Source organism: Streptomyces sp. NPDC002817 (assembly GCF_053592055.1).
This window is the reverse complement of record NZ_JBSFUY010000077.1, coordinates 1-11,462: the sequence shown is the minus strand read 5'-3', so window position 1 is coordinate 11,462 and position 11,462 is coordinate 1. Positions and strand designations below refer to the sequence as shown.

The 11,462-nt window shown below is 65.5% G+C and carries 6 protein-coding genes; 3 read left to right on the top strand and 3 right to left on the bottom strand.

The annotated features are described in order from the left end of the window. Positions 1-1,428 precede the first annotated feature (1,428 nt). Both ACWD3I_RS48655 and ACWD3I_RS48650 read left to right on the top strand, forming a co-directional pair. A complete protein-coding gene (locus ACWD3I_RS48655) occupies positions 1,429-2,361 on the top strand; it encodes a ParB/RepB/Spo0J family partition protein (protein WP_365413218.1) in 933 nt (310 codons plus the stop codon). 167 nt (positions 2,362-2,528) lie between these two features. After that, on the top strand, positions 2,529-5,399 hold the full coding sequence (locus ACWD3I_RS48650; RefSeq protein WP_451084450.1) for a helix-turn-helix transcriptional regulator: 2,871 nt from the start codon (positions 2,529-2,531) through the stop codon (positions 5,397-5,399). Between the two features lie 90 nt (positions 5,400-5,489). On the opposite strand, the gene ACWD3I_RS48645 is transcribed toward ACWD3I_RS48650, so the two are convergent. From ACWD3I_RS48645 to ACWD3I_RS48635, 3 genes are read right to left on the bottom strand one after another with little or no spacing between them, the layout of a single operon-like run. Further along, the gene (locus ACWD3I_RS48645; RefSeq protein WP_365413222.1) at positions 5,490-6,002 is read right to left on the bottom strand and encodes a nuclear transport factor 2 family protein; all 513 of its coding nucleotides are present in this window, start codon (positions 6,000-6,002) and stop codon (positions 5,490-5,492) included. Then, positions 5,999-6,187: a ferredoxin gene (locus tag ACWD3I_RS48640; protein WP_451084449.1), complete on the bottom strand. Its 189-nt coding sequence runs from the start codon at positions 6,185-6,187 to the stop codon at positions 5,999-6,001. Before ACWD3I_RS48640 ends, ACWD3I_RS48645 begins: the two co-directional genes overlap by 4 nt. Before the next feature lie 26 nt (positions 6,188-6,213). Then, positions 6,214-7,407 (bottom strand): cytochrome P450, encoded by a 1,194-nt coding sequence (locus ACWD3I_RS48635; RefSeq protein ID WP_365413226.1) that lies wholly within the window; start codon positions 7,405-7,407, stop codon positions 6,214-6,216. 216 nt (positions 7,408-7,623) lie between these two features. On the opposite strand from ACWD3I_RS48635, the gene ACWD3I_RS48630 reads away from it, so the two are divergent. Further along, positions 7,624-11,462 (top strand): type I polyketide synthase (locus ACWD3I_RS48630; protein ID WP_451084448.1); only part of this gene is annotated, 3,839 nt, incomplete at its 3' end.

Below are 11,462 nucleotides of genomic sequence, written 5' to 3'. Positions count from 1 at the left end.
GCACTCCGCGCTGGGCATGCTCAGCCCGGTGGAGTACGAACTCCGCACCCCGCCAGTAGCCTGAAACCAAGCAACTCGACTCCACCCAACTCGGGGCAGTCCGGAGTCTCGATCAAAGCCGGGGCGGTTCACCACTGTCAGCGACCGTCGTCACCACCCCGACAAGATCACCCGCAGAGTCAGGCTGTTGTCCTACTCTCCGGGCGTACGCTGCTGCGTAGTGCTTTCCGGCGGTGGCGCGGTGCCTGCGGATGTCGGTGAGTGGAGCACACCTCTTCCGCTTCGAGAACACATATGTCGCCAGACCCTTGACTCAATCCTGGCCTCTCAGCGGTGGAACTTTGCCGTACTGTCGTGAGTGGTGTGCCGGGAAGTCTGGTCGGCGAAGCGTCCTTTGATGCATTCTCGCCGACGTCAGGAGGTCTTCCGGTGACCACCGCGTACCTCGCCGGTGCCCTCTCGATACATTCCTCGCCATTCGTGTCTCTGCAGGGCTCGCCACCTTCGATGCCTGCTGGCACATCGACGGCACTGGCGGGTTGGCTTCCGCTGTTCGCCGGGATGATCTCTTCGTTCCGAGCGGGGCAAGGTCTGCACACCACGCGGGCGACGTTTCCCCGACGGCTCAGATTCCTGACCACGAGGCCTCGCTGCGCGGGGGTGACCGGCACTCTCTCTGGCAGAAGGACTCCTCGCTGTCGGCGGCCTCAGCCTCTGGCGGGCGTTGACGAGGTACGTCCTAGGCGAGGTGGGCACCCGGGAGCAGGGCGAGGAATTCTGACCACGCTTGCGCCGTCTCCGGCGGATGACGCCGACTGCCAATTACTCACCGATTCTGTGCTTTCGAGCCGGATGAGGTGCTTGCGCGTTGGTGATCTCGCGTGCAGAACTCTCTGTTCAGCGGTTTCCGACTGTTTCATCGAGGAACCCTCGGCGCAGACTGCCCGTGCGCCTCCTGGCAAACCGTGAGCGTCGTGAGCGCTTGGCAGAGTTCGGGGCGCTTTGCTGAGGTCGGCTGTACATCGTCATGGCAAGCCATGGGGTGTTTGCGCGGAGTGCCGCTTGCGTATGCCCTCGCTGTGGTCGTCCCGAGCGGCAGCCGGCGGAAGAGCGCTATCCGCAAAGGGGGCAGATGCCCCGTAAGTGCCCGTATGTAAGGTGTTCCGAAGGGTGCGATCACGTTGTCTGGACCCTTCCTTTGGGGGTGTCTATCATCAAAGTGAGCAATGTTGATTGAGTAACCACTGTCTGCGAGCGGAATTGCGCCCTTTTAGCTTGAGTCGCAATTTCATGCACCACTTTTTGGTGTGTCTCGTTCCCGAGTCGAGTCACGATAAGAGGTTGGCATTTCCAGTTGAAGCGGGGGAAGTTGTGGCCGAAGGTGGAGTAAAATCTGTCGTCATACATGAGTACTTAGAAGTCGTCCCGTTGAGTGATCTGGTGCTTGCGGAATCTCCTCGTCTCGATGGTGAAAATGCGAGCCACACTCGGCTTTTGGCTCAGGTCGAAGAAGGCCTTCCGCCTATCCTCGTGGATCGTTCCACAATGCGGGTTGTGGATGGTGTGCACCGTGTACAGGCTGCGAAACTGCGCGGGGAAGACATGATCTCCGTGTGTTTCGTTGACGGTAGCGATGAAGAGCTCTTCCTGCTGGCTGTCCGGGAAAATATTTCGCATGGTCTTCCGTTGTCATTGTCTGACAGGGAGGCAGCGGCCCAGCGTATTTTGGCCGTGAACCCTTGGTGGTCGGACAGGGCGATCGCTAAGGCTTCTGGGATTGCAGCGGGAACGGTGCGCAGGCTTCGACAGTGTTCGACTGCGCATCCTGAGCAGTCGAACACGCGGGTCGGTCGCGATGGACGCGCTCGGCCGGTCAGCGGCGAGGAAGGGAGGCGGCGGACGATCGCGGCCCTCTCTGAGCACCCCCAAGCATCGCTGCGTGTCATCGCGAGGAAGGCGGGAGTCTCGGTGTCCACGGCGCATCGGGTGCGGACCGCGCTCGCCGAGCAAGATGATGCTTCCGCGGTCTCAGAGAGTGGCGTGTCGCTGGCCGACTCCACGGAGTTCGAGGGGTCCGTTGGAACAGCTGCCCCTTCAGCGGGTGTCGACCGTGATGGGCGGGCGCGCGGCGGTGATGATGCCGCCTGGGGTTCTGCGCGTCAGAGGTTGAGAAACGACCCTGCGCTGAAGTACTCCGAGTCAGGTCGTGCGCTCTTGCGCTGGCTCGATGTACATGCCATCGAGGCGGACGAGTGGAAGCAGTTGGTGGAGGCCGTTCCGGCCCACTGGGCGGATGTCGTGGCGGCAATCGCACTGAACTGTTCCAAGGAGTGGCAGAAAATCGCTGATGAGCTTCGGTGAAGCAAACGACAGTTCTGCCGACCACCCCGCTGGTTTGATGGCACACGCGCGTAATCGCCAAATCTGCCTCATTGGGAAAACGATGCCAGATTTTCCTTACGGGCCGTTGATTAGTGTGCCGAGAATGTCGTGATCGGATCGACTGAACAGCGATCAAGTCGCAACCGATGTCCAGGGAGTTGTCGCGCAGTGGGAAACACGTGCGTAGTACCGTCCTGTCAGGGGAGGGGTCAAGGGAATTTCCCCGTAGCGCCCTCGTGTGGGGATCGCCTATGAAATTCGTAGAATGCGAATCCCAGCTGTCGCAGTTAACCGGACTTCTTGAATCCTGTCGGCGCGGAGAGGGCGCGGTGGCGGTCGTCACATCCCCCATCGCGGCGGGGAAGAGTCGACTGTTGCACGCACTCGCACAAGAGGCCCTGAAAACGGGCGCAGTGGTGGTGTCGGCCACAGGTTCTTATGCCGAGAGCTCCCTGCCGCTCGGGTTGCTCGGACAGCTTCTGCACAACGCGCCGATGCAGGGGGAGATCCTGCCCCCGGCCTTCGGCGAGCAGGGCCATGTGGCTTTGAGTGCGGCTCTGGAGGCCGGGGGATGGCAGAGCGCGCAGGCGATGGAAACCCTGCGTGAGGCGCTCCTCCGGGTAGCGGGTGATCACCCCATGGTCATAGAGGTGGACGATGCTGAGTACATCGACCCCCTGTCACTGAAGTGCCTGCTCTACTGCGTGCGCCGCATCAGGTCCACACCGGTTCTGGTGGTCCTGACCGGTACCGAGTCGCCCCGTCTGGACCGTTCGCTGGAGCTTCGCGAGCTTCTGGGCCTTCCGCACTGCCACCGCATACGGCTGCCTCTCTTATCGGAGCGCGGTGTCGCCCGAGGGCTGCGCGACGAACTCGGACCCGTTGACGCGGAACGGTTCGCGCACATCTGGCACAACCTGACCGGGGGCAACCCGCTGCTGCTGCGAGCCTTGGCGGAGGACCAGCGGATCCATTCCACAGTGGAGCGCGAGCAGGGTGAGACCGTGATCGGCCCGACGTTCCGTCAGGCGGTGCTGAGTTGTCTGGAGAGGTGTGCTCCAGAGACCCGTGCGGTACTGCACGGGATCGCGATATTCAACGAAGCTGCGCCTACTGCCCTGGTGGCGTCCTTGGTCGGCATGGACCCCGTGACTGCCGGATTGCACATCCATGCCTTGAACGAAGCCGGCTTGCTCGCTGGGGGGCGCTTCAGGCACCCGCACGTCCGCACCGCCGTCCTGTCCGATGTGGAACCCGAGAGGCGGGCGCGTCTGCACCTGGATGCTGGACAGCTCCTCCATGACGCCGGTGCGGCAGCGGTGACCGTGGCGGGTCATTTCGTCGCCAGCGAGCGCACGCCTCCGGCCTGGAGCCTCCAGGTACTGCGAGAAGCTGCTCGCTCTACGCTGGTTCACGACCAGGTGGAAGTAGCTGTCCGGTGTCTGGAGCTGGCTCACAAAGTGGCGACCGAACCAGCGGACCGCGCGGTCCTCCAGGTGGCGGCTGCCATGGCGGAATGGCGTGTCGATCCAAGCCGGTCCATGTCCCGCCTTCCCGCCATTGCTGCAGCGCTGCGTGCCGGGACATTGCGCGACCAGCACGCGGTACTGGCGTTACGGGCCCTCTTGTGGCACGGCCGTGTGGAGGAGGTCGTCGACCTTCTCCACCGGACGGACGGGATCGACGACGTGGGCACGCGGGAAACGGTCGGGCGTTGGCTGGCTGCCTGCTTTCCGCCCGCACGTGAAAGCTCCGAGAAGGTGGCGGGAACGCCAGGGCCGGGGCCGTCGGTTCTGGTGACAGGCGGGCCGGACACTACTGCTGCGACGGCCCTCACGACGGTTCTGGGTGGCGGAAACACCGATGATGGTGTGAGCCGGGCTGAGCAGGTTCTCGAATCGGCACGGCTGGACGACGTTACTTTGGAACCCATCACCCTTGCCCTTCTCACGCTCGTCTATGCCGACCGGCTGGACGTGGCGAGCCGTTGGTGCGAAAGGCTGTTCCAGACAGCCAGGGAACGTGAGGCGACCTGTTGGACAGCGATGCTCGGTGCTGTACGCGCTGAGATCGCGATGCGCCGCGGGGACCCAGGCAGCGCGGAGGTTCTAGCATCATCAGCGCTCCGGCGGATGTCACCGACAGCCTGGGGTGTGGCCGTGGGGCTATGCTTGTCCGTTCGTGTTCAGGCACTGTCGGTGATGGGGCGTTACACAGAGGCCGAGGCGGTACTCAACGAACCGACTCCGGACGCCCTGCTCAAGAGTCGTTACGGTCTCGGCTATCTCTATTCGCGAGGGCGCCTGCACTTCACAATGAAACGATTCCGTGCTGCTCTCGACGACTTTCTGGCCTGTGGCGACCTGATGCAGGCATGGGAGATGGACCTGCCGGGGTTCATCCCATGGCGCGCTGACGCCGCGGCGGCGTGCCTGCGAGTCGGCAAACCCGGGCCGGCGCGCCAACTGGTGATGGACCAGATGCAGCGGCCTGGCGCCCATCAGCCCCGACCCAAAGGTGGTGCCCTGCGCGTTCTGGCGGCGGCTGGTGATCTCAAGTCTCGGCCCATGATGCTGCGGGAGTCCATCGACCACTTGCAACAGAGCGGGGACCGAGTGGAGATGGCGCATGCGTTGGCGGATCTGGCCCATGCTCAACACGAGCTCGGTCAGCTCGACCATGCGAGGATGACCTCGAAGTTGGCCGCTCAGGTTGCGAGAGAGTGCAGGGCGCGACCGTTGCTGGACTCGCTGATTGGGAAAGTTACTGATCCCGCGCGTGACAACGAGACAGCCAAAGAGAGCGAGGGATTCACCGAGCTCAGTGAGGCGGAGTGGCGCGTAGCCAATTTGGCTGCTCGCGGGGACACCAATCGGGAGATTGCGCGACGGCTTTTCATCACAGTGAGCACCGTCGAGCAGCATCTCACCCGTGTCTACCGAAAATTGGAAGTGGGCGGAAGAGGAGATCTGCCCGCCAAATTCAATCAGATCACCGCCGGAGTGGGCAGTCCGTGAATGCTGTGGCGGTGGACATGGAAGTAGGGCCGCACAATGCGTCCCTACTTCCATGTCGGTCGGTTTGCTACACCTTTGAAGGTGGCGGGGTCACCGCCGCAGCCGATGTCCAGCTGCCGCGTCGATGAGTCCGACGTCCGAACGCCCCCAGTAGATCCACAATGCCTCGATGCGAGCATCCACGCTGGCGCGGATGACCCCGACGACTTCCAGGGTGAGGAGGGTGTGGCGCGGGCGCGCTGGTGCCTGAAGTGCTTCGTGCCTCACTAGGGTCGGTCCCAAGGGCAGATAGGTCATCTGGACGGAGACCGGAATGGCCGCATGCCTGCCGTCTTGCGCTGCCACCGGCGTTCCGGGCATGTCGTAAGTCGATGACGCGGCGGCGCGGGAAAAGTGTGCGCGAAGCGCGTCGTGGCCGATCATCGGTGGCGAGCCGACCGGGTCTTCAGCGCGTATATCCTCGGTGTAGAGATCCAGCATGTGCTCGACGTCGCCGGTGTTCATCCGGCGGCAGTGTTCCTCCAACAGTCCCTTGAGCGTGGCTTCGTCGTGCCGGTACTCGGGAGACCCGCCGTTCCGCGGGATGTGCTGATGAAGGTTCATGAACACTCCTGAAGTTCGATGGCTCCGGACGGGCACAGTTCCGCTGCTTCCCGGACGGCGACGTGGTCCGAGACAAGTGGCCGCGCCGTCAGCAACACCACCGTGCCGTCCTCGTCGGACTGATCGAAGACGTCAGGAGCGGTTAACGCGCACACCCCGGAGGAACAGCAGCGTCCGGTGTCCACAGTGATTTCCACGATCCCCCCGCCCGCTACCAGCTCACCGGCAGGGAGTTCACTCCGTAGACCGGCATCTCGCGACGCATGGGGACCTCCTCCACTGGGACTGCCAGGCGCAACGTGGGAAAACGTCGGAACAGTGCGGTGTAGCCCACACGCAGCGAGCAGCGCGCGAGTTGTTGGCCGAGGCACTGATGTACCCCGTGCCCGAATGCCATGTGCCCGCGCGCACTGCGTTGGACGTCGAGAGTTTCGGGATCGTCGAAGCGCTGCGGATCCCGGTTCACGGTCGGCAGTGAGACGGTGACCGCCTCGCCTGCGGCGATGCGATGCCCATCGATCTCGACGTCCTCCAGCGCGGCTCGCACCGGCCCGGCCTGTAGGGGGGTCAGGTATCGCAACAACTCCTCGACTGCACCCTCGATCAGCGTCGGATCGGCTTGTAGGAGAGCGAGCTGGGCGGGCTTCTGAAGCAGCGCGTATGCGCCGGTGGCGATCATGTACGCGGTCGATTCGAAGCCTGCCGTCAATAGCAGTCCAGCCACGCCGGCAGCCTCCTGCTCAGTGACGGACTCGCTGGCGGCCAGTCCGCTGAGCATGTCGTCGGTCGGCCTGGTGCGTTTGCGGCGAACGAGCTCATGCGTGTACTCGCCCAACATGTTGTAGGCGATGCCGACTTGTTCCGGGCTGCTGGTGATGTCGACCAGAGCCGTCAGGTACTGGGTGAAGCGGCTGCGCTCGTCGAAGGGCACCCCGAGTATCTCGCACAGGACCAGAGCAGGCAGCGGCATGGCGAAGGCTGGCAGCAGATCCACCGGCGAGCCGTGGCGTTCCATCTCGTTGAGGTATTCCTCGGCGACCTCTGCGATGCGAGCCTCGATCGCCCGGATGCGTTTGACGGTGAACTGGCCGGTCAGAAGCTTGCGAAGACGCGTATGGTCGGGCGGGTCCATCGTGATGAAGAAGCCCGGCTGGATCGGCTGCGGCCCCATGGCCCAGACCGGGATCGGGGCGCGCCGCAGATCGCTGCGGGAGCTGAAGCGTGGATCGCCGAGCACCGATCTGGCTTGCGTATGACCGGTCACCAGCCACCCGACTGTCCCGTCGGCGTAGGTCAGTCGGCTGATCGGCGTCTCGCGCTGCAGACGGAGCAGTTCCTCTGGGACCGACAACGGATGGGGCCGGTCGATAGGTAAGGGCTTGGGCTCGGGCAGGGTTTCGGCCATTCGACGCTTCCTCATTTCCCTCGCGCGTGGTGTCAATGTAATTCGACAGCGTTGTTCACTGAACCCCTTCGAGGGCGTAGGGGTGCCAGGCCCAATAGGGGCCCCTGTATCCCCGTGTCGCCACCCCGAGTCACTCGCGATCTTCTTGGTGTCGACTGGTGGGCGTGTCAGGGTGAGGAACCGTCTTCTGGCGTATTCGCTGATAATGGGGTCGCTTTGACTGGGTTATCGCCTGAGTTCTCGTCGTCGGCCGACATCGGACACATTGCGGTGGTCGGGGTGGGCTGCCGTTTTCCCGGCGCAAGCGGCCCGGCGCGCTTCTGGGAGCTGCTGCGCGACGGTGTCGACAGCATCGAGCAACGCTCCTGGCCCCGGGACGAAGAAGGCGGGGACACCGCGTCGGACCCTGCCTCCCTCGAGCCCACCGGCATCCGATGGGCTGGCTCACTGGACCGAATCGACGGATTCGACGCTGCGTTCTTCGGCATCTCGCCCCGCGAGGCCGCCGTCATGGACCCGCAGCAGCGCCTGATGCTCGAACTCGCTTGGGAGGCTCTGGAGGACGCGGGCATCGTTCCCGCCACCTTGAAGCAGACCTCGACCGGGGTGTTCGTCGGTGCCTTCGCCGATGACTACGCCAAGCTCACCGACCGGCACGGCACAGGCGTGATCACACAGCAGACCGCTGCCGGACTGAGCCGCGCCGTAATTGCCAACCGAGTGTCCTACGTTCTCGGCCTAGGCGGGCCCAGTGTCACTGTCGACACCGCGCAGTCGTCTTCACTGGTGGCGGTCCACCTGGCGGTACGCAGTTTGCTCGACGGGGAGTCGACGCTCGCGTTGGCCGGTGGTGTCCACCTCAACTTGCTGCGCGAGAACGCAGTTGTGATGTCCAGGTTGGGCGGACTGTCTCCCGATGGCCGCTGCTTCACCTTCGATGCCCGTGCCAACGGCTTCGTACGAGGCGAGGGCGGTGCTGTCGTCGTCCTCAAAAGGCTCTCGCAGGCCCATGCCGACGGCGACACCGTGTACGGCGTGATCCGGGCCACCGCCGTCAACAATGACGGCGCCACTGATGGCTTGATCGCACCCGGTCAGGCCGCCCAGGAAGGCGTCCTGCGTGCGGCTTACGAGCGCGCCGGCCTCGCCCCGACGGCCGTGCAGTACGTCGAACTGCACGGTGCGGCGAGCGTGGCCGGGGACCCGGTCGAGGCAGCGGCGCTCGGCGCGGTCCTGGGCTGCCAACGGCCAGGACAATCGCCGCTGCGGGTCGGCTCGGTCAAGACCAACATCGGCCACCTGGAAGGCGCTTCCGGTATCGCCGGTCTGGTCAAGGCGCTTGTGGCACTGCATCACCGCGAGCTGCCGCCGAGTCTCAACCATGCCACTCCCAATCCCCGCATCGCCTTCGACGAGCTGCGGTTGCGTGTCCAGACCGAAAGGGAGCCCTGGCCCTCCACAGACCGGCCGCTGATTGCCGGCGTCAACAGCTTCGGCATGGGAGGCACCAACTGCCATGTCGTGCTGTCCGAGGGGACGGCAGCACCTGCGGAGGAAGGCGAGCCGGCCCAGGACCCCGGCCGGACCCTGGCTCTCCCCGTGTCCGGCCGCAGCCCTGCCGCGCTTGCCGCACAGGCCGCACACCTTCGCTCTCATCTCGACGCCCATCCCGAGCTTCCCCTGATCGACCTTGCCCACTCCCTCCACACCACCCGAACGTCCTTTGAGTACCGGGGCGTGGTGTTGGCCGGGACCAGAATCCAGGCGGCCGACGGGTTGTCAGCCCTGGCACGCGAACCTTTCCTGGGCGCACCCGGCGTCGTGCGCGGCGCGGTCGGAAGCGGCAAACTGGCGTTCCTCTTCACCGGCCAGGGCAGCCAGCGCGTCGGCATGGGGCGCGAGCTCCACCTGCGGTACCCCGACTTCGCTGCCTCCTTCGACCAGACGTGTGGGCTTCTGGACGACCGGCTGGCTGAATACGTCGAGCAGCCGCTGCGGGACGTGGTGTTTGCCAGCACCCCTGAACAGCGCGCGCTGTTGGACGAGACCGTCTACACCCAGGGCGCGCTGTTTGCCCTCGAGGTGGCGCTGTTCCGCTTGTTCGAGCAGTGGGGGGTACGGCCCGACCTCCTGATGGGCCACTCCATCGGCGAAGTCGCAGCCGCGCATGTGTCCGGAGTGCTGTCGCTGGCTGACGCATGCTCCCTGGTGGCTGCCCGCGGCGGCCTGATGCAGTCGTGCTCCGCCGGTGATGGCGTGATGGTGGCGCTGGAGGCCACCGAGGAGGACGTACAGCCACTGCTCGACGGCGTGGCCGGGCGAGTGTCCGTGGCGGCCGTCAACGGACCGCGCGCTGTCGTCATCTCCGGAGACCAGGACGCAGCCCTGGGCATCGCCGCGCGGCTGCGTGCGGACGGCCACCGCACGAAGCGACTCGCGGTCAGCTGTGCCTCGCACTCCCCGCACATGGACCCCGTTCTCGACGAATTCCGCATGGTGCTGGAGAGTTTGTCCTACCGCGCGCCGCGCATACCGATCGTGTCGACGCTCACTGGCCGCCTCGCCGACGCCTCGGATCTCGGCAGCCCTGAACACTGGGTACGGCACCTTCGCAACGCCGTGCAGTTCGCCGACGGTATGCGGGCCCTGGAGGAGCAGAAGGTCACCACCTACGCCGAGTTGGGACCTGACGGGGTGCTGTGCACTCTCGGTCGGGGCTGCGTCGAGGGGGCCACGTTCGTCACCGCGCTCCGGGGCGATCACTCAGAGGAGCGCACGCTACTCACGGCCCTCAGCACGCTGCACGTCAACGGCGCGTCTGCGGACTGGAGCCGCACATTCATCGGTTCCACACCCCGCCGTGTCGCCTTGCCCACCTACGCCTTCCAGCGACAGCGCCATTGGCTGGAGCCGCAAACCCTCGACACACCGAACAGGCCCGTGCCCGCGATCGCCACATCACCCCGGAACCCACAGCAGGAGCAGGTCGCCGCCGCTGCCGGCGGGCCACGCGCGTCCTGGTCCCGGCTGTCCGAGGGAGAACGTGGCCGAGCCCTGGACGACCTGGTACGCGGCCAGATCGCTGCCGTTCTTGGCCACGGCTCCGCTGACGGCATTGAAACGGGCTGGACCTTCAGGGACCTCGGCTTCGACTCGATCGGCGCGCTCGAACTGCGCGACCGCCTCGCCGCCGCTACAGGGTGCGACCTCGGGGCGGGCGTTCTGTACGACCACCCGACCCCGGCCGCCCTGGCGGACCACTTGGCCGGCCTGATAGCCGGCACGCCCGCCCCGAAGTCCGTGCCGGCGGCGCCTGCGGCCGGTGCTGACGAGCCGATCGCGATCGTCGGTATGGCGTGCCGGTATCCGGGCGGGGTCGACTCGCCAGAGGCGCTGTGGGAGTTGGTGGATTCCGGTGGCGACGCTATTTCCGGCTTCCCCGTTGACCGCGGCTGGGACCTCACGCACCTTTACGACCCGGACCCCGAACGGCGCAACGGTTCCTACACCCGCTCGGGCGGCTTCCTCCACGACGCGGCCGAGTTCGACGCGGAGTTCTTCGACATATCCCCGCGCGAGGCCCTTGCCATGGACCCGCAGCAGCGACTGCTGCTGGAGGTCTCCTGGGAAGCGCTCGAGCGGGCGGGCATACCTGCCCGCTCCCTGCGCAACACGCCCACCGGCGTCTTCACCGGCGCCACCTTCCTCGACTACGGCCCGCGTCTGCACGAAGTCACGGGTCCCGCGGAGGGATACGCCCTCACCGGCACCACGATCAGCGTCGCCTCCGGGAGGGTCGCTTTCACTCTCGGCCTCGAAGGCCCCGCCATCACCGTGGACACCGCTTGCTCGTCCTCTCTGGTGGCCCTGCACCTGGCGGCCCAGTCGCTGCGGAGCGGCGAGAGCGACCTGGCCCTCGCCGGCGGCGCCGCCATCATGCCCACACCCGCCATGTTCATGGAGTTCAGTCGGCAGCGGGGGTTGGCTCCGGATGGTCGGTGCAAGTCGTTCGCGGCGGCGGCTGATGGCACGGGCTGGTCCGAGGGTGTGGGTGT

Excerpts from the sequence above, each read along its gene's own strand:
- ACWD3I_RS48650 (WP_451084450.1), top strand. The coding sequence starts at position 2,529 with ATGTCCAGGGAGTTGTCGCGCAGTGGGAAACACGTGCGTAGTACCGTC.
- ACWD3I_RS48645 (WP_365413222.1), bottom strand. The coding sequence starts at position 6,002 with ATGAACCTTCATCAGCACATCCCGCGGAACGGCGGGTCTCCCGAGTAC.
- ACWD3I_RS48635 (WP_365413226.1), bottom strand. The coding sequence starts at position 7,407 with ATGGCCGAAACCCTGCCCGAGCCCAAGCCCTTACCTATCGACCGGCCC.